The sequence below is a fragment of the Novosphingobium sp. PY1 genome (assembly GCF_017312445.1).
Classification (GTDB): domain Bacteria; phylum Pseudomonadota; class Alphaproteobacteria; order Sphingomonadales; family Sphingomonadaceae; genus Novosphingobium.
On the sequence record NZ_BLTI01000007.1, the window covers coordinates 244,011 to 261,693 of the forward strand.

The 17,683-nt window shown below is 63.4% G+C and carries 15 protein-coding genes; 7 read left to right on the forward strand and 8 right to left on the reverse strand.

The features are described 5' to 3' along the window. Window positions 1-31: 31 nt before the first annotated feature. Entirely contained in the window at window positions 32-2,152 is a 2,121-nt protein-coding gene (locus tag J3474_RS10965; protein ID WP_207094205.1) for a bifunctional rhamnulose-1-phosphate aldolase/short-chain dehydrogenase, read from the reverse strand. 89 nt (window positions 2,153-2,241) lie between these two features. On the opposite strand from J3474_RS10965, the gene J3474_RS10970 reads away from it, so the two are divergent. The 4 genes from J3474_RS10970 (at window position 2,242) to J3474_RS10985 (ending at window position 6,820) form a co-directional block, all read left to right on the forward strand. Beyond that, entirely contained in the window at window positions 2,242-3,660 is a 1,419-nt protein-coding gene (locus tag J3474_RS10970; protein WP_207094206.1) for an FGGY-family carbohydrate kinase, read from the forward strand. Further along, a complete protein-coding gene (gene lldD, locus J3474_RS10975; RefSeq protein WP_207094207.1) occupies window positions 3,657-4,820 on the forward strand; it encodes an FMN-dependent L-lactate dehydrogenase LldD in 1,164 nt (387 codons plus the stop codon). Before J3474_RS10970 ends, lldD begins: the two co-directional genes overlap by 4 nt. Continuing rightward, window positions 4,820-5,944 carry an L-rhamnose/proton symporter RhaT gene (gene rhaT, locus J3474_RS10980; protein WP_013837080.1) on the forward strand — a complete coding sequence of 375 codons (1,125 nt, stop codon included), beginning with the start codon at window positions 4,820-4,822 and terminating at the stop codon, window positions 5,942-5,944. Before lldD ends, rhaT begins: the two co-directional genes overlap by 1 nt. Before the next feature lie 90 nt (window positions 5,945-6,034). Then, window positions 6,035-6,820, forward strand: a complete 786-nt coding sequence (locus tag J3474_RS10985) for a DeoR/GlpR family DNA-binding transcription regulator (RefSeq protein ID WP_013837079.1) — start codon at window positions 6,035-6,037, stop codon at window positions 6,818-6,820. A gap of 36 nt (window positions 6,821-6,856) precedes the next feature. Here J3474_RS10985 and arsB read toward each other — a convergent pair whose 3' ends face one another. The 6 genes from arsB to J3474_RS11015 all read right to left on the reverse strand — a co-directional run bounded on the left by arsB (window position 6,857) and on the right by J3474_RS11015 (window position 12,900). Then, the gene (arsB, locus tag J3474_RS10990; protein ID WP_207094208.1) at window positions 6,857-7,912 is read right to left on the reverse strand and encodes an ACR3 family arsenite efflux transporter; all 1,056 of its coding nucleotides are present in this window, start codon (window positions 7,910-7,912) and stop codon (window positions 6,857-6,859) included. Between the two features lie 11 nt (window positions 7,913-7,923). Beyond that, window positions 7,924-8,424 (reverse strand): arsenate reductase ArsC, encoded by a 501-nt coding sequence (locus tag J3474_RS10995; protein WP_207094209.1) that lies wholly within the window; start codon window positions 8,422-8,424, stop codon window positions 7,924-7,926. Window positions 8,425-8,432: 8 nt separating this feature from the next. After that, window positions 8,433-8,912: an ArsI/CadI family heavy metal resistance metalloenzyme gene (locus J3474_RS11000; RefSeq protein WP_207094210.1), complete on the reverse strand. Its 480-nt coding sequence runs from the start codon at window positions 8,910-8,912 to the stop codon at window positions 8,433-8,435. Next, window positions 8,912-9,250: a helix-turn-helix transcriptional regulator gene (locus J3474_RS11005; RefSeq protein WP_007014570.1), complete on the reverse strand. Its 339-nt coding sequence runs from the start codon at window positions 9,248-9,250 to the stop codon at window positions 8,912-8,914. The genes J3474_RS11000 and J3474_RS11005 overlap by 1 nt, the downstream gene beginning before the upstream one ends. 179 nt (window positions 9,251-9,429) lie before the next feature. Next, window positions 9,430-11,712, reverse strand: a complete 2,283-nt coding sequence (locus J3474_RS11010; RefSeq protein WP_207094211.1) for an NADP-dependent malic enzyme — start codon at window positions 11,710-11,712, stop codon at window positions 9,430-9,432. 168 nt (window positions 11,713-11,880) lie between these two features. Beyond that, the gene (locus tag J3474_RS11015) at window positions 11,881-12,900 is read right to left on the reverse strand and encodes an endonuclease/exonuclease/phosphatase family protein (RefSeq protein ID WP_242528348.1); all 1,020 of its coding nucleotides are present in this window, start codon (window positions 12,898-12,900) and stop codon (window positions 11,881-11,883) included. A gap of 158 nt (window positions 12,901-13,058) precedes the next feature. Here J3474_RS11015 and J3474_RS11020 point away from each other — a divergent pair, with 158 nt between their 5' ends. The 3 genes from J3474_RS11020 to J3474_RS11030 are packed head-to-tail and all read left to right on the forward strand — an operon-like array spanning window position 13,059 to window position 16,748. Then, window positions 13,059-14,252 (forward strand): hypothetical protein, encoded by a 1,194-nt coding sequence (locus J3474_RS11020; RefSeq protein ID WP_207094288.1) that lies wholly within the window; start codon window positions 13,059-13,061, stop codon window positions 14,250-14,252. 49 nt (window positions 14,253-14,301) lie between these two features. After that, window positions 14,302-15,663 carry a lipopolysaccharide biosynthesis protein gene (locus tag J3474_RS11025; RefSeq protein ID WP_242528368.1) on the forward strand — a complete coding sequence of 454 codons (1,362 nt, stop codon included), beginning with the start codon at window positions 14,302-14,304 and terminating at the stop codon, window positions 15,661-15,663. Beyond that, window positions 15,660-16,748: a glycosyltransferase family 4 protein gene (locus J3474_RS11030; RefSeq protein WP_207094212.1), complete on the forward strand. Its 1,089-nt coding sequence runs from the start codon at window positions 15,660-15,662 to the stop codon at window positions 16,746-16,748. The genes J3474_RS11025 and J3474_RS11030 overlap by 4 nt, the downstream gene beginning before the upstream one ends. On the opposite strand, the gene J3474_RS11035 is transcribed toward J3474_RS11030, so the two are convergent. Beyond that, the gene (locus J3474_RS11035; RefSeq protein WP_207094213.1) at window positions 16,723-17,619 is read right to left on the reverse strand and encodes a formyl transferase; all 897 of its coding nucleotides are present in this window, start codon (window positions 17,617-17,619) and stop codon (window positions 16,723-16,725) included. The genes J3474_RS11030 and J3474_RS11035 overlap by 26 nt on opposite strands. Window positions 17,620-17,683 lie beyond the last annotated feature (64 nt).

Consider the following 17,683-nt stretch of genomic DNA (forward strand, 5'->3'; position numbering starts at 1 on the left):
ATATGATCTCCCTCTCCCAATACGCTTCAAGTCATCGCGTGAACGCCTGTGCGTTACCCGCGTCAACATTGATCATGTTTCCGGTCGACTTTGCCGACATGTCGCTGGCAAGGAAATAGACGGCTTCGGCAATGTCGGACGGCAGGACGTCACGCTTGAGCATCGAGCGCTGGCGGTAATGTTCCTCAAGTTCCTTGCCCGAATCGATACCATGGGCGCCTGCGCGCTCCTTGCGCCAGTCGCCGTCCCAGATCCGGCTGCCCTGGATCACCGCGTCGGGATTCACCACATTGACGCGAATCCCGTGCGACGCGCCTTCCAGAGCCAAGCAGCGGGCCAGGTGGTTGGCGGCCGCCTTCGCCGAAGCATAGGCACTGGCATTGGTGGCAGCAGCCACACCGTTCTTCGAACCGATGAACACGACCGAAGAACCGCCCTGCTCCTTCATGCCTTTCAACAGCGGCCAGGCGGCGCGTGAGCTCAGGAAATAGCCCTGGGCCAGGACGTCGTAATTGCGGTTCCACAAAGCGATGGTCGTTTCCTCGATCGGGGCCGAGGAAGCGATACCGGCATTGGCAACAAGGATATCGAGTCCGCCGAATTCGCGGGCACAGGCAGCGAACGCCTCGCTTACCTGCGCTTCATCCGTCACGTCGCAAACAACGGAGCGAACGACATCGCTGCCGAACTGGCGGGCAAAACCTTCGCGCACTTCACCAACAGCCTGTTCGTCACGGTCAGCCAGCATCACGCAGGCCCCGTCCGCCATCAGGCGCGCCGCGGTGGCCGCCCCGATGCCGCCGGCACCGCCTGTGACCAGAGCGATGCGGCCGACCAGCGGCTTGGGTGCAGGCATGCGCTGCAGCTTGGCTTCCTCGAGCAGCCAGTATTCGATGTCGAAGGCTTCCTGCTCGTCGAGCGCGATGTAATCGCCAATCGCCTCGGCTCCGCGCATGACGTTGATGGCATTGCCATAAAACTCACCGGCCAGGCGTGCGGTGGTCTTGTCGGTTGCGAATGTGATGCGGCCAAGACCCGGGACCAGCACGACAACCGGGTTGGAATCGCGCATCGCCGGTGAATTGGAACGCTTGCAGCGCTCGTAATAGGCGGCGTAGAGTTCCCGGTAATCGGCGACCTTCCCGGCCAGGTACGCACCATCCTGAAGGCGTGCGGGATCGAGCGTGAGCGGCGCGATCTTGGTCCGCAGGAAATGGTCCGGGCACGAAGTGCCGAGCGCGGCCAAGCGTTCGAAATCGACCGAGTTCACGAATTCCAGCGCTTCGGCATCATCCGAAAAATGGCCGACCTTACGCCGCGCCCCGGTCATCAGGCCGCGTAGGCGAGGCATAAGGTCGGCAGCGATGGCCGCGCGTTCCGCCGAGGAGGAGAGAGTAGCGGAGGCGCCGCCGAAAGCCGGTCTTTCAGCAAGCCTGGAATTGAGGTACTTGGCCGCATCGGCGATGAGCGAGACGGTATGCTCGTAACAGGCCCGGGCGCTGTCGGCCCAGCAGATGATCCCGTGGCCGGCCAGCATCACGCCTTCGACCTGCGGGTTAGCCTTGACGAAATCGCGCAGTTGCACGCCAAGCGTGTAGCCCGGACGCTTCCAGGGCAGCCAGCCGATCTTGCCGCCCCAGATTTCCCGGGTGGCGGCCTCTCCCCCCGAAGAGGCCGCCAGCGCAATGATCGCATCCGGGTGGACGTGATCAACGTGCGCAAAGGGTAACAGCGAATGCAAAGGCGTATCGATCGAAGCCGCGCGCGAATTCAGATTGAAGGTGCAGTGAGGCAGGTAGCCGACCATCTTGTCGTCATCGTCCGGCCCGCCATAGTGCTTTTCGAGGCTGAGCAGCTTTTCCTGATAGAGCGTCGCGAAACCGTCGAGCTTCATCGAACCGATATCGCCGCCCGACCCCTTGACCCAGAGTACTTCGACCTGCTCACCCGTGAGCGGATCGGTCTCCACCAACTTGGCCGAGGTATTGCCGCCGCCAAAATTGGTGACGGTGAGATCCGAACCGAGAAGGTTGGACCGGTAGAGCAGAAGCTCTGCCGGAGCAAGCGATGCCGCGGCCGATTCGTCCCAGCGGCTTTCCGGGACAGCGAAAGGAATTGCGGCTACGGGCGATGGCGCGGTGATCGTATTCATGGCGCCCCACTTAACATTGCCCCTTTCCACAATCAATCTGATTCGATAGATACCAATCATATTCGATCACAATGCTCATAAGGGAGAGCATGTCAGGTACCGGTTCCTATATCGTCGTCGACATCGGCAAGACGCTCAGCAAGGTTACCTTGTGGACGCGCGAGGGTCGAATGCTGGATCGGCAGGTTCGCCCGAATGCTCCGTGCGAAGATGCTGGCTTGCGCCGTCTGGATGCCGCGGGGATTGCGGCATGGCTCAAGGCGACGCTCGCGACATTCTCTGCCCATCCCGTCGAAGCGATCATCCCGGTCGCCCATGGCGCCGGCTTCGTTGCAGTGGGCAGCGAAGGAGCCCTGTTCCCGCCGCTCGACTATGAGCAGCCGATCCCGCAGGAGGTAATGGCGGACTACCGCCGCGAGCGCGATTCCTTCGCGCTGACCGGCAGCCCCGCCCTGCCCGACGGCCTCAATCTCGGCGCGCAGGTCTACTGGATGTCGCGCCTCTACCCTCAGGAGATGGCGGAAGCGACGCTTGTCCCCTGGTCGCAATACTGGGCCTGGTTCCTGACGGGCAAGGCGGTCAGCGAAGTGACCAGCCTTGGCTGCCACACCGACTTGTGGTGCCCCAGCGACGCTCGCTTCTCTCCCATGGCCGAACGCATGGGCTGGGCGCAGCGATTCGCGCCGGTGGTCAAGGCCAGCCAGGTGGTCGGACCGCTACGCGCCGACCTTGCCATCGAAACGGGGCTGGCAGCGGGGATCCAGGTCCATGCCGGCCTGCACGATTCCAATGCCGCCCTGCTCGCCGCCCGCGGCTTCCCCCAGATCGCCCGGCAGGAAGCCACGATCCTGTCGACCGGCACCTGGTTCATCGCGATGCGCCTGGCCGGCGAAACCGTATCGATTGCTTCCCTGTCCGAAGCGCGCGACACGCTCGTCAATGTCGACGCCTATGGCTGGCCTGTACCTTCAGCCCGCTTCATGGGCGGGCGCGAGATCGAGACCGTCATCCAGCTCGACACGCGCAGGGTGGATATCAAGCCCGATCAATGCAAACTCATGGAAGCCGTGCCTGCGCTGCTCGAACGCGGAACCGTGATGATGCCCACCCTTACTCCGGGATTCGGCCCCTTCCCGCAGGGCAAGGCCTGCTGGCTCAACGCTCCGGTCGAATGGGCCGGCACCTGGTACGCGCGCCGCGCGGCCATCTGCCTTTATGCCGCCCTCGTGGCCGACACTTCGCTCGATCTCATCGGGTCGAAAAACCGACTTCTCATCGAAGGACGCTTTGCCGAGGCGGAAGTCTTCGTACGGGCGCTCGCGGCACTGCGGCCCGATACCGAAGTGTTCGTCGCCAATGCGCACAACGATGTCTCTTTCGGAGCGCTGCGTTTGATCAATCCCCTGCTCAAGCCGGCCGCGGGGCTGCGCCGGGTTGAACCTCTCGAAGGAGACCTGCAAGCGTACCGGGCAAAATGGCGCGCAGCGGTAGCAAGGGGTGAAGCATGATCGTCGCATCGGTTCCCGACTTTCGCGAAGCGGCAAGGCGGCGCCTGCCCCGCTTCCTGTTCGAATACATTGACGGCGGCTCCTATGCCGAAGCAACCTTGCGCCGGAACGTCGAGGATCTGGCCGGACTGGCCCTGCGCCAGCGCGTGATGCGCGATGTTTCGCGGCTCGACCTGTCGACCGAGCTGTTCGGCCAAAAACTGGCCCTGCCGCTTGCCCTTGCGCCCATCGGCCTTGCCGGCCTCAATGCCCGGCGCGGGGAATGCCAAGCCGTACGCGCGGCCGAAAAGGCCGGCGTTCCCTTCACCCTCTCGACCGTCGGTGCCTGTCCGCTGGTTGAAGTCTCAGCGGCCGCCAGCAAGCCGTTCTGGTTCCAGCTCTACATGATCCGCGACCGGGCGTTCATGAAGGACCTGTTGGCGCAGGCTGTAGCAGCAGGCTGTTCGACGCTGGTCTTTACCGTCGACATGCCGGTACCTGGCAGTCGATATCGCGACTATCATACAGGGCTGGCCGGAGCATCGGGACTCAAGGGCGCGACATGGCGCGCGGCTCAGGCCTTGGCGCGACCAGGCTGGGCCTGGGATGTTGGCCTTCGGGGCCGCCCGCATACCCTGGGCAATGTCGCACCCGTCCTGGAGGGCAAGACCGGCATCGAGGATTTCTTCGCCTGGATGCGCGCCAACTTCGACCCTTCGATCAACTGGCGCGACCTCGATTTCATTCGATCCGAATGGAAGGGGCCGCTGGTCATCAAGGGCATTCTCGATCCCGAGGACGCGCGTGAAGCGGCAGAGCTGGGAGCCGACGGCATCGTCGTTTCCAACCACGGCGGCCGACAGCTCGACGGCGTGCTTTCAAGCGCGCGTGCCCTGCCTCCGATCGCAGAGGCCGTCGGCGACCGCCTGACCGTGCTTGCGGACGGCGGCATACGGTCGGGCCTCGACGTCGTGCGCATGCTGGCGCTAGGCGCGAAAGGCGTGCTGCTCGGGCGCGCATGGGCCTGGGCCCTCGCTGCAGGCGGAGAGGCGGCCATCACCAAGATGCTGGGCTTGATCGAAGCTGAAATGCGCGTCGCCATGGCGCTGACCGGAACGACGAAAATCGCAGAAATCGACGGCAGCGTTCTCGCAAAAATGAGCGAAAGGGATCGAATCTGATGGGAGGCAACCCGGCGCTTGGCGTCCTGTTCCATTGGCTGGGGGGCTTTGCCTCCGCCAGCTTCTATGTTCCCTACAAGCGCATCAAGCTGTGGTCATGGGAAGTCTTCTGGCTGGCAGGGGGGATCTTTTCCTGGGCCGTTGCGCCTTGGCTATTCGCTTCCCTGCGCACCAACGACCTGTTCGCAGTGCTTGTCCAGACACCGGGCAAGACTCTCTGGTGGTGCTGGTTCTGGGGCGCGATGTGGGGCTTCGGAGGCCTGACGTTCGGCCTGACCATGCGCTATCTCGGCCTCTCGCTGGGCATGGCGGTGGCGCTGGGGCTAACGACCGTGATCGGGACGATGGGCCCACCCATCTTCCACGGAACCCTCGGTGAAATCGCCTCGCGCACCAGTGGGCAGCTGACACTTATGGGTATCCTCGTCACGCTTGCCGGCATCGTTGTCGTCGCGCGCGCGGGCCACAAGAAGGATGCGGAACTGGGCGGCGAAGCGAGCGAGGGCGTTGCCGAGTTCGACTTGCGCAAGGGTCTGCTGATCGCCGTCTTCTCAGGCGTGATGTCGGGTTGCTTTGCCTGGGGCCTCGACGCCGGCCAACCCATCCGGGACCTGACGCTTGCCGCCGGTACCGATCCGCTCAACCAGGGCCTGCCAGTTCTCTGCGTTGTCCTTGCAGGCGGGCTCACCACGAACGCCATCTGGTGCGCCATTCTCATTCGTCGCAATCGCAGCTTCGGGCAATACTTCGGCGCAGTTGCCGATCCCGGTGCGATTGCCGACCCGGGATCGGGTACCCCGCATGCCACCGGCGCCAAAGCTTTGAAGGCGCCGCTTCTGCTGAACTACTTTCTGGCCGCACTTGGCGGCACGCTCTGGTATTTCCAGTTCTTCTTCTACACCATGGGCGAAAGCCAGATGGGACGTTACGGCTTCTCGTCCTGGACCCTGCACATGGCATCGATCATCCTCTTCTCCACGCTCTGGGGTTTCGCCCTCAAGGAATGGAAGGGAGCGAGCACTCGCACGCGGACGATGGTCTGGCTCGGCATCGGACTGCTGGTCGGCTCAACGGTGATCATCGGACTCGGCAACATGCTGGACGCAAACGCGGCGACACACTGACAGTTGCGGAGCGGGGCGCGCAGCATGTAACGGTCCCTTGCAGATCGCGCCTCGAATAGATCCGTGAGCAGGCATAGGCAGGGAAACACGATGCATTCGGCCGAACGCGAAAGACTCATTCTCAATGCCATAGGCGCAACGGGGCTCGTGACGTATCGCGAGCTGGAGTCCTGCCTCGATGCATCGCCAGCCACGATCCGGCGAGACCTGACGCGCCTCGAGGAAGAAGGTCGCATCGTTCGGGTACATGGCGGCGCAAAGCTGCCGGACGCGGAAAGCCCCGTGGATACGCATCGCCTGTCAGGCACGCCGTTCGACCAATCGATTTCGCTCCACCTGCCGCAAAAAAAGGCCATTGGCCGTGCAGCGGCAGCCCTGTGTGCGAATGGCGAAGGGATCATGATCGACGGAGGCACAACGACGCTGCAGATGTGCCCGCACCTTGACGGCAAGGACACTCAGGTCCTCACCAATTCGCTGCACATCGTCAACGCATTGCTGCCGCAGGCCGGAACGCGCGTTCTCCTGCCATCGGGCACGGTCTTTCGCGAACAGAACATCGTTCTGGCTCCCGCGGGCGAAGACTCCATGCCGCGCTTCCATGCTCCCAAGCTGTTCATGGGCGCGGCATCGGTCGGGCCGCAGGGCGTGATGCAGGCCGACGTCATTCTGGTCGCAGCCGAGCGACGCCTGATCGATCGCGCCGAACAGGTCATCCTGATGGTCGACAGTTCCAAGTTCCGCTCATCCTCCGGGGCCATCGTATGCGGTCTGGACGAAGTGGATGTGCTGATCACCGATCCCGGAATTCCCGATGAGATGCGCACCATTCTGGAAAAGCAGGGTCTTCGCCTGATTATCGCGCCGTTGGATTGACTTCCTCCCACAACGCGAATGGCGAGAAAAGCAGCGCTAGCCCGCGGTGAAACTCCCTCGCGTCCGGTTGGCGAAGGCGACCAGCGAGAGCATGACCGGCACTTCCACCAGCACCCCAACGACTGTCGCGAGCGCCGCTCCACTGCCGAGGCCGAAAAGCCCGATCGCGACGGCGACAGCCAATTCGAAGAAATTCGACGTTCCGATCAGCGCACAGGGCGCAGCAACTGCATGCGGGACTTTCCATAGTTTGGCCGCGCCATAGGCAATCATGAAGATGCCGTAGCTCTGTATCACGATTGGTGTTGCGATGAGCGCGATCAACAGCGGCCGGGACAGGATCGTCTGCGCCTGGAAGCCGAACAGGAGCAGGACGGTCAGCAGCAGGCCCAGGATCGAAAGCGGTTTCAGGCGCCCTGTGAATTCGCTCACCGCGCCTTCATCGCCACCATGCGTTGCCAGCAGGCGATGGCGAACCCAGGCCCCGGCGGCGAGCGGCACCACGACATAAAGCGCCACGGAGAGCAAAAGCGTGTTCCACGGCACCAGGATATCGGTCACCCCCAGCAGCAGCGCAACGATCGGTGCGAAGGCCACGATCATGACAAGGTCGTTCACCGCAACCTGCACAAGGGTGTAGGCAGGATCGCCCTTCGTCAGCTGCGACCAGACGAAAACCATAGCCGTGCATGGCGCAGCGCCGAGCAGGATCAGGCCCGCAATATATTGCTGGGCATCGCTGGGCTGCAGGTAAGGGGCGAAAACGAATTCGAAGAACACCACGCCCAGCGCCGCCATCGTGAAAGGCTTGATCAGCCAATTCACGGCAAGAGTGATGATCAGGCCCTTGGGCTTGTCTCCCACGCGGCGCACCGCGGAAAAATCCACCGCGACCATCATCGGGAAGATCATCGCCCAGATCAGGACCGCAACGACGAGATTGACCGAGGCGTATTCGATCGAGGCAAGCGCGGCGAACATCGCCGGCGCCACGTTTCCAACCAGAATGCCGGCGATAATAGCCCCGCCTACCCAGACGGAGAGCCATTTCTCGAACAGGCCAAGCCCTGCCGCGCGGGCTTCTGCTTCCATTACGCCTGCACTCACTTGCGATCGGCCTCCCGGCCGATGGCATGAAGGGTCTCGTGAAGGGCTACCTTTTCCAGGCTGGCGATCGGCAGGGCCAGAAGAAGGTCGATGCGCCGCTTGAGCATGCGGTAGGCTTCCAGAAACGCCGCGGCCTTTTCGGCATCGTGCCCCTGGACCGCGGCCGGATCGGGGATGCCCCAATGCGCGGTTATCGGCCTGCCGGGCCAGACCGGGCAGCTTTCCGCAGCAGCGTTGTCACAAACGGTGAACACCAGATCGAACTCCGGTCCGTCGATGAACTCGTTCCAGCTCTTGGAGCGATAGCCCTCGACCGGATACCCGAGCGTTTCCAGCGTATGGATCGCCCATGGATTGACCGTGCCCACCGGCTGACTGCCCGCGCTATAAGCCCGGAAATGCTCCTTGCCTTCGTGGTTGAGGATAGCTTCGGCGAGGATTGAGCGTGCCGAATTGCCGGTGCAAAGGAACAGCACATTCAGTGGTGTGTGGCTCATGACACCCTCTAGCAGCAGGATGGGGACGAGGCAGGCGCGGCAACAACCTGCGGGACGCAGCAAGCGCTCTGGTCCGCCTTGCCGGAAACGAGACCGCCCGGATCGGGCGAACCGCCATATGTCGTGCTGTCGCCATCGGTGAGGAAGGCTTCCCAGACGACGCCATCGGGATCTGCAATCCAGCTCTTTTCCGACCGCGCATAACAGCAAGTCGTCGCGCCTTCATCGAGGACAGGACCGTCCGCCGCCTCAAGCCGCCCCTGGACCTCGGCAAGTTCCGCCCTGTCCTCGACTTGCATGCCGACATGCTCGATCCCCTTTGCCGCGCCGTCGCGATGCGAAATGGCAAAGTTGACGCAAGGATCCTCGAGCATCCACTTCGCGTAGTCGGGCTTCGTAACTGTCGGCGCACTACCGAATAAGCTGCTGTAAAAGGCGATCGAGCGATCGATGTCGCTGACACCGACGTGAACGTGAAAACGCTTCATCAGGCCGTCCTCCTCTTCGCTTCGCTATTGCAGGTTGTTTCCTGACCGCAGGGAATACCGCCGCAGCAGTTTTCCGTGAGATATTCCATCAGGCCGTTCATCGCCGAATAGTCTGCCGAATAGATGATCGAGCGACTTTCACGCCTCTGGCTGACAAGCCCGGCATTGGCCAGTTGAGCAAGGTGAAAGCTCATCGAGGAGGCCGGAACCTCAAGTTTTTCCGCAAGCGCACCAGCGGCAATGCCTTCCTCACCGGCCTGCACCAGCAGCCTGAAGGCCGCCAGGCGATGCTCCTGGGCCAGGGCAGAAAGTGCGCGGATCACGATTTCGGCTTGCACTGCACTCTCCGATGATTCGAGAAATATGGAAATATCAGATCCGCAGCACGCGGACAAGCGCCGATCCCCGCGCCACAAGCCCGGCACCTTTCCTGAGATCGCTCAGTCGCTAAACCCGAAGGGGCACTTCGCTTCCGATGCAGTGCGATTTCTCGCAAGGCACCTCCTGATCGAACTTCTTACGCACCCTTTGCGCGGTCGCGGTTCATGGCCTCGGACACGGCGATGGTCGTCATGTTGAGGACTGAGCGCGAGGTCATGCTGGGGGTCATGACGTGGATCGGGCGCGACAGCCCCATCAGCATCGGCCCGACGGTCGGTGAGCTGGACGAAGCGCCGAGCGCGGTGAGCGTGATGTTGGCTGCATCGAGGTTGGGCATGACCAGCAGGTTGGCAGGCCCTTCGAAACGGGTATCCGGCACCAGCCTTTCACGCAGCGGCTGCGAGAGCGCGGCGTCGGCATGCATCTCGCCGTCGACTGCCAAATCGGGCGCCTTTTCGCGCAGCATGGCCAGCGCGGCCCGCATCTTGCGGGCACTGGGGCTGTGCGAGGCACCGAAGTTGGAGTGCGAGAGCAGGGCAACGCGCGGCTCCAGGCCGAAGTGCCGGATCTCCCTGCTTGCCAGCAGGGTCATTTCGGCGATCTGCTCGGGCGTCGGCTCGGGTACCATGTGCGTATCGGTGATGAACAGTGCACCGGCATCGAGGATCAAGCCTGAAAGCGCATAGACGCGCTGCGCACCCGGCGCGCGGTCGATGATCCGCAGCACGTATTCCATCTGCCCCCAGTATTCCGAGTTGCCGCCGACAAGGGCAGCATCGACCTGCCCGGTACGCAGGAGCATCGCGGCGGTCACGGTAGGGCGACGATAGATATGGCGCACGATTTCGGGCGCCGGCACGCCCTTGCGACCTGCAACGTTGCGATAGGCCTCGACCAGCGGTTCGATGATCGCGTGATCGGTCTCCGGATCGATCACCTCGACATCGCGGTCGAGCTCAAAGCGCAGGCCGAGTTCAGGAAGGCGTCGTTCGAGAATGCGGCGGCGCGCCACGATGACCGGGCGGGCGATGCCGTCGTCCAGAACGTCCTGCACTGCGCGCAGGACACGCTCGTCCTCGCCTTCACCATAGGCGATACGCGTCTGCGATCCGCGTGCTGCCTCGAATACCGGCATCATCAGCTGCGCGGAACGGGTATTCTTCTGCGCCAGCGAGCGACGATAGACTTCAAGGTCGAGCGGACGGCGGGCCACGCTGCTGTCCATCGCCGCCTTGGCCACTGCCGGGGCGATCTCGGCGATCAGGCGCGGATCAAACGGCGTGGGAATGATGTATTCCGGCCCGAAGGCCAGCTTGCGTCCGCCATAAGCCTGCGCGACGCTTTCATGGGCGGGGAGACGGGCCAGCGAGGCAATTGCCTCGGCTGCGGCGACCTTCATCTCCTCGTTGATCGTCGTCGCCCCGACGTCCAGCGCGCCGCGGAAGATGTAAGGGAAGCACAGGACGTTGTTGACCTGGTTGGGAAAGTCGGAGCGGCCCGTGGCGATGATGGCATCGGGTCGCGAGGCGCGCGCGATGTCGGGCAGGATCTCCGGCTCGGGATTGGCCAGCGCGAAGATCAGCGGCTTGTCGGCCAGGAGCGGCAGCCATTCGGGCTTGAGCACGCCGGGCGCGGACAGGCCGAGAAACACATTCGCGCCGGGCAGCACGTCGGGCAGGGTACGCGCATCGGTCTGGCGGGCGTAGCGCGCCATGTTCGGCAACATGCCTTCGCGCCCTGCGTGGATCACGCCGTCCTTGTCGGTCAGCGTGACGTTCTCAGCGGGCAGGCCCATCGATACCAGCAGGTCGACGCAGGCGAGCGCGGCAGCTCCGGCGCCCGACGTCACCAGCTTGGCCTCGCCAAGGCTCTTGCCCTGCAGGACCAGCGCATTGCGCACCGCGGCAGCCACGTCGATGGCAGTGCCGTGCTGATCGTCGTGGAAGACCGGAATGTTCATCCGCTCGCGCAATGCCGCCTCGATGGCGAAGCATTCCGGGGCCTTGATATCCTCAAGATTGATGCCGCCGAAGGTCGGCTCGAGCAAGGAGACGGCATCGACGAACCGGTCTGGGTCGGTCGTGTCGACTTCGATGTCGAAGACGTCGATATCCGCAAACTTCTTGAAGAGGACCGCCTTGCCTTCCATCACCGGCTTGGAAGCAAGCGCACCGATCGCTCCCAGGCCCAGCACTGCCGTACCGTTCGAGATGACCGCAACGAGATTGCCGCGCGCGGTGTAGTCAGCCGCCTTGTCCGGATCCGCGGCGATCTCCTCGCAAGGTGCTGCAACGCCGGGCGAATAGGCCAGGGCAAGGTCGCGCTGGTTGACCATGCGCTTGGTCGGCTCGATCCTCAGCTTTCCCGGCTGCGGGAAAAGGTGGTATTCGAGAGCCGCCTTGCGCAGGTTTTCGTCCATGGTGCGTTAGAACTCCGGTTCGCATGTCAAATGGTCTGCGCCTCCACAGACGAGAGTCGCGCACTTTTCAACCTCGAACCTTCCCGGAAGCACAGATAGTATCGGTTTTTGGCAGGTCCTGCCGCCTTTCGCACCACGACCGGTACAAGGCCGCAGGAATATCGGGCGTCAGCGAAGCTTGAAGTCGGCGACGAAGCCCAGATGATCCGAGAGAGAGAAGCCGCCTTCATCGACACCGAAAGGGATATCGAAACCAGTCAGTTGCAAATGCGCGCCCTTCCCCGCCCGGAAGTACTCCTTGTCCTTGGCGCGGTTGCGGACCAAGCCGAAGTCGGTGTCCGAGCGCGTATCGGCTCGCCCCCCGATCGTGGCAATGGCTTCCTGACTGCCGGGGAGAAGGCCGCCGTCACGCGATGCGGCGGCGAGGCGGTCGGTGTCATGTCCTAGATTGAAGTCGCCGCCGAAGATGACGTCGGATTCGGGATCGACCTGCTTCGCCACGAATTGTCGCAGCGCCCCGACCTGCCAGGCATAGGCCTGGTTCGCGCGCTGCGTGGAAACACCCGATGCATGACGGGAATTGAGATGGGTGTCGACGACCGTCACCGGCGTTTCGACGCCGGGAACCTTGATCCGCGCCAGCACGGCACCTTTGGTCGCAAGGCAGTCATACCCGGCGCAGGCGTCCTGCGGAAAGGCCATTTTCGCCGTCGCGACGATGGGATAGTCGGACAGGATCACCAGCCCGCTGTCCACCCATTTTCCTTCGCCCTCACCCTTGCCCCAATGAAGCCTGGCGCGGAAATCCTGATCCAGCGTCGGCGTCGGCACCGCCGATGAATCGCGCGGCTGGGGGCCGGTCACCATGTAGGCATAACCTCCGATGGCGCCCAGGGCCTTCGCTTCGGGAATGAACGCCTCCTGCAGCAGCACGACGTGGGGCTGCTTTCCCAGCGCGCGAAGGTGCCGGAACCGGCGACCGATCTCCATCAGTGCAGAGGAACGCCCCAAGGCAATCGGCCAGGGCAAGCCCTTCACGTTATAGGTCATGACGGAGAGTTCGGAAGGAACCTCAACCGATATGGGCTGCCCGGCCGCGGGTGCGACTGCGGCAGGCGCTCCACCTGCCACATTGACAGCCAATACGCTGAACACCGCCGCCACGGCGGCGAGGCGAAGCATCCTCATCGATACGGTTCCCAATAGCTCTGGCACAAGGACGCCGCCGCTTGACCCGCTCCGCAGTCGCGGGACGAAACCCGTGCCGGCCAGAGGCGAAATCGTTCTTCGAAAAATTTATTTTGCTCGTGACTGAGGATTGCGGCGAAGCGCGCCGTCATGTGACCATGCGCATCGGTTTCCTGTTCAACCACGACCAGATCCATCAGATTGCCCACAGTCTGCCGATCGCAATGGCGCTCGCCGATGGCGGCTTCGAAGGCGAGATCGTGGTTGCCACCACAAATGCCGCATTGACCCGCGAAGTCATGCGCATCGGCGGCGATCGGATCGGCACGCGGATCGAGCATGTGCAGCTTGAACCCTGCGCCGCGACGCGCCGTCTCGACCGGCTGCTGGGCAAGGTCATCCCGGCACAGAAAATCCTGATCTACCGCGACAATCTCGACTTCTTCCGCAAGCTCGACGTCCTCGTCGTTGCTGAGAAAACCTCGCTCCTTCTAAAGACCCGGTACGGTCTTCGCGACCTTGCGATCATCCACACCCGGCATGGCGCGGGCGACCGGGCGATCGGCTTCGACAAGGCCAGTGCGGGCTTCGATCACGTCCTGTGTTCCGGGCCCAAGATCCGCGACCGCCTGATCCGGGAAGCCCAGGTTTCACCGGAGGCCATCACCATCGTCGGCTATCCGAAATTCGACCTTGCACGCGACAAGACGCCGCATCGCTTCATGCCGGACATGCAACAGACGGTGATCTACAACCCGCATCCTTCGCCCCACCTGTCCTCCTGGTACAAGCACGGGCACCGCGTTTTCGAGCACTTCATGGACAACGATCGCCTCGGCCTGATCTTTGCCCCGCACGTCATGCTCTTCCAGCGCAGCTTCGTGGTGACGATCGACAAGCTCACCATCGACCGGGCCGGAGAAATTCCGCAACGCTTCCTTCGCGGCGACAACATCCATGTCGATCTGGGCAGCCGCGCCTCCACCGACATGACTTATACCCTGGGGGCCGACGTCTATCTTGGCGACGCCAGCAGCCAGGTCTACGAGTTCCTCCTGCGGCCGCGCCCTTGTATCTTCCTCAATTCGCAGCAGCATGACTGGACCGGTGATCCCAACTTCCATCACTGGCGCGCCGGCGAAGTGATCGTCAGCCCCGACCAGCTTTCGGCGGCCCTATCCCGGGCCGAGGACCTGCACGAAACGCATTACCGGCGGATTCAGGAAGAGATGTTCGCTGAAAGCTTCGATCTGACCAACACGCCGTCCTCGGTCCGGGCCGCTATGGCCATCGTCGACTTTACGCATGGGCGCGAAAGATCCCGGCGTCATTTGCACCTCGTATCGGCCTGATCGCGGCAAGCGCATCAAGTCTCTGGTCATGGGCGCGCATTTGTTGCAAATGGGCCCCGCCTCACAGGGCGAAACTGACCAATTCCGGGATTCCTGCTTGCCTACCGAAGTCGAGCCGCACGTCGGCCGAATCCAACGTATTTTCAAGGGGCTTGGACTCGTCGTGGGGGGCAAGGCCGGGGCGGGCCTGATCAGCCTCATCTACCTCGTTCTGGCAACGCGCTTCCTCGGACCGACCGAGTACGGGGTGCTGGTGCTCGTTCATGCCTATGTCACCACGGTTTGCGGCATCGTGGAATTCCCCTCTTGGCAGGCCATCGTGCGCTACGGTGCAGAGGCCGATCGCGAAGGCGACAACCACCGGCTCGGCCGTCTGCTGCGCTTCGGCGCCGGGGTGGAACTTGCGGGCGGTGCCCTTGCGATCGTTTCTGCCATGGCACTGGCGCAGTTCGTCGGCCCGCATCTGGGCTGGCCGCCCAAGGCCATGGCTTTCGCACAGGTCTATTCCTTCGCAGTGCTCGGTTCGGTCCGTTCGACCCCTTCAGGCTATCTCCAGTTGATCGGGCGGTTCGACCTGATCGGGCTCCATAACCTCGTCCAGCCCATCGTGCGCCTCGGCGGGGCCCTGATCGTGATTGCCTTCGGATGGGGCATCAAGTCGTTCCTGGTCGTCTGGCTGCTGGCCGCCCTTGCCGAATTCGCGGTCCTGTGGGCGATGGGTTTCTGGTTCGCCGCGCGCCGCCTGGGGGCGAGCCTGTGGAACCCGCAGGCCGGCGACGTCGCGCTGGAAAACCCGGGGATCTGGCGCTTCCTGATCGCCAGCAATGCCGATGTCACACTCAGCGAACTGGCCGGCCGGATCGCGCCGCTGATCGTCGGCTGGATCATGGGGCCCGCCTCTGCAGGCCTCTTCGCTGTCGCCCAGCGCGCCACTGTCATCATTGCACAGCCCGCCCAGATCCTGGGCAACACTTCTTACGCCGAGCTGGCTCACATCGTAGCAGGCGGCGGCGGCGGCAAGCCGCTACGCCAGACCCTCGCCAAAGTGGTCGGGATCAGCCTCCTCGCCGCGCTCCCGGTCGTGGTGATCGTCGCGGCCTTCCCTGCCGCCATCGTCGGACTGCTGGCGGGCCCGGCCTTTGCCGCGGCGTCTACCTTGATGGTCGTTCTGGTTGCCGCACGCGGGATCGCCCTCGTCGGGCCGCCCTGCACTTCGGCAATCTCCGCGCTGGGGCACCCGGCCCGATCGATGAGCGCCAATCTTTTTTCCAGCCTCGTGTTCCTTCCTGTGCTGCCCTGGCTGCTGCACCGCTACGGGCTGATGGGAGCAGGAATCCAGGCCGTGGGGCAGGCACTGCTGGCCAGCAGCCTGCTGGTCTTCTTCGTCTGGCACAGCAGCAGGAAGCTATGACGCGTCCGCGCATCGCCTATGTCATCAACTCCGTCGAGGGCGGCGGCGCGGCTCTTCCGGTTCCCGCGGTAACACAAGTCCTGCGCGACGCAGGTGCCGACGTTCGCGTCTTCGCCCTCACCCGTCGCGACGGCCGCGCCCTGCCGCCCATGGTCACCGCCGGCCTAGAACCATCGGTGCGCGATGGTGGTGAAACCGACCACTTCGCCGCCGCCCGATGGCTCATGAAGGAAGTGCGCGGCTGGGGAGCGACCCACCTGTGGACTTCACTCAGCCGCGCGACGATCCTCGGGCTGATTGTCGGCCCCATGCTTGGCCTGCCGGTGGTTTCATGGCAGCATGCCGCGTTTCTCAAGCCATGGAACCGGCGGCTCATGCGACAGTTGCAGGGCCGCGCCCGGCTATGGGTGGCGGACTCGCAGTCGGTTGCAGAACTCACCGCAGAGCGCCTGACAGTTCCAATCGGACGCCTCGAAACCTGGCCGATCTACTTCGCCGATCCCGCCATGCCCGAGGCCAGGGCATGGTCTCCGGGAGAACCGCTACGCCTGGGGAGCCTTGGCAGACTCCACCCGGTGAAGGGCTATGACGTGCTGATCGATGCCTTGGCGCGCCTGCGCGTGCAGGGCTTCAAACCACCTGTGCCGGTGGAAATCGCCATCGCCGGTGACGGCGAGCAGACCGCGGCCCTCATGGCCCGGGCATCGCAAGCCGGAGTGACCAACTTCACGCTTGCTGGCTACACCAGCGATCCGCGCGGTTTCCTCGCCGGCCTGCACCTCTACCTGCAGCCTTCGCGTTCGGAGGGCTTCTGCATTGCTGCGCACGAAGCGCTGACGGCAGCTCTGCCGACTATCGCATCGAGTGTGGGAGAGCTGCCATTCTCCATCGCTCCTGCGCGCAATGGCTGGCTGGCCCCGCCCGGCGATGTCGACGCGCTTGCCTCAGCCCTTCACGAAGCCCTGTCCGATCCCGGCGCTCTTGCAGCGATGGGCAAGACGGCCCGCGCGGACATGTTCGACCGCTTTTCCAAGGAACGCTTTGAGGCCAGGGGACGCACTATCTGGCAGCGTATCCACCCATAAGGCGGCGCAAGTCGAGCGCCAGCCCGGCAAGTGAGCGATCGATCGTCTTCACGTCGAAAAGGGTAACGTCACCAGACGCTGTCAGCGTGTGCATACCCTCGCATGGGTGAGGCGAACCGGCGGGCACCCCCAGCGCTGCGCCTGCCTCGGCCTGAAAGCCACTCTCATCGAGCCGGTCGATCCACAAGGGACGGATCGCCGCGCCATATGTGCGAAGGCAATCCTGCACCGGCAGCATGATCCCCTCGCCAAGCAGCACCGGAGTTCCGCCGGGCCTTGAGGAGGCCCTGTCCCATCTGACGGGGTTGCCGGGATGCGGCGTCCAGGGCCCGCAAAGTCTTTCAGCCCAAGCGACATGGAGCGAGCCAAGCTTGTTGGCCTTGCCAGCTGCTGACGAATAAAACAGCCACCAGCGATCCTGATAGTGCAGGATCGAGGCGTCGACCGGGACACAATCCAGCGCGATTTCGCATTCCGCGCGCCAATCCTCGAGTTCGCCGTGGGCACGGTAGAGCGTCAGGCGGCCCGAGCGGTGCGCTTCCGGCAGCATCCAGGTCGCTCCTTCCCCGTCGAACACGAAAGGATAGGACAAATGCCACGACTCACGCAGAACGAGCTTGCGTTCGACGAGTTCGAAGCGCCCATCAAGGGTGAGCCTTTCGATAACCCCATGCCGGGTGCGATAATCGTACTGCTCGGCGAAAATGTGCAAATTGTCGCCGGAGCGATAACCGAAAGGATCGGCAAGGAAAGTGAAGGCAGGCTCGGCATCGAGCCAGCGCACTTTCGCAGGATCGATGCCGGATTCCAGTACCGCCTGCACCGGCTGCATTGCGATCCCGCAAGTCCAGATATCCTTACGCCTTGGCATGGCGACACGCCTTAGCAGGGGCGCGCGTCTGCGCAATCCTGCAACCTCTCGCCAGACAGGTCAT

Excerpts from the sequence above, each read along its gene's own strand:
- J3474_RS10965 (WP_207094205.1), bottom strand. The coding sequence starts at position 2,152 with ATGAATACGATCACCGCGCCATCGCCCGTAGCCGCAATTCCTTTCGCT.
- J3474_RS10970 (WP_207094206.1), top strand. The coding sequence starts at position 2,242 with ATGTCAGGTACCGGTTCCTATATCGTCGTCGACATCGGCAAGACGCTC.
- lldD (WP_207094207.1), top strand. The coding sequence starts at position 3,657 with ATGATCGTCGCATCGGTTCCCGACTTTCGCGAAGCGGCAAGGCGGCGC.
- rhaT (WP_013837080.1), top strand. The coding sequence starts at position 4,820 with ATGGGAGGCAACCCGGCGCTTGGCGTCCTGTTCCATTGGCTGGGGGGC.
- J3474_RS10985 (WP_013837079.1), top strand. The coding sequence starts at position 6,035 with ATGCATTCGGCCGAACGCGAAAGACTCATTCTCAATGCCATAGGCGCA.
- arsB (WP_207094208.1), bottom strand. The coding sequence starts at position 7,912 with ATGGAAGCAGAAGCCCGCGCGGCAGGGCTTGGCCTGTTCGAGAAATGG.
- J3474_RS10995 (WP_207094209.1), bottom strand. The coding sequence starts at position 8,424 with ATGAGCCACACACCACTGAATGTGCTGTTCCTTTGCACCGGCAATTCG.
- J3474_RS11000 (WP_207094210.1), bottom strand. The coding sequence starts at position 8,912 with ATGAAGCGTTTTCACGTTCACGTCGGTGTCAGCGACATCGATCGCTCG.
- J3474_RS11010 (WP_207094211.1), bottom strand. The coding sequence starts at position 11,712 with ATGGACGAAAACCTGCGCAAGGCGGCTCTCGAATACCACCTTTTCCCG.
- J3474_RS11015 (WP_242528348.1), bottom strand. The coding sequence starts at position 12,900 with ATGAGGATGCTTCGCCTCGCCGCCGTGGCGGCGGTGTTCAGCGTATTG.
- J3474_RS11020 (WP_207094288.1), top strand. The coding sequence starts at position 13,059 with ATGCGCATCGGTTTCCTGTTCAACCACGACCAGATCCATCAGATTGCC.
- J3474_RS11025 (WP_242528368.1), top strand. The coding sequence starts at position 14,302 with ATGGGCCCCGCCTCACAGGGCGAAACTGACCAATTCCGGGATTCCTGC.
- J3474_RS11030 (WP_207094212.1), top strand. The coding sequence starts at position 15,660 with ATGACGCGTCCGCGCATCGCCTATGTCATCAACTCCGTCGAGGGCGGC.
- J3474_RS11035 (WP_207094213.1), bottom strand. The coding sequence starts at position 17,619 with ATGCCAAGGCGTAAGGATATCTGGACTTGCGGGATCGCAATGCAGCCG.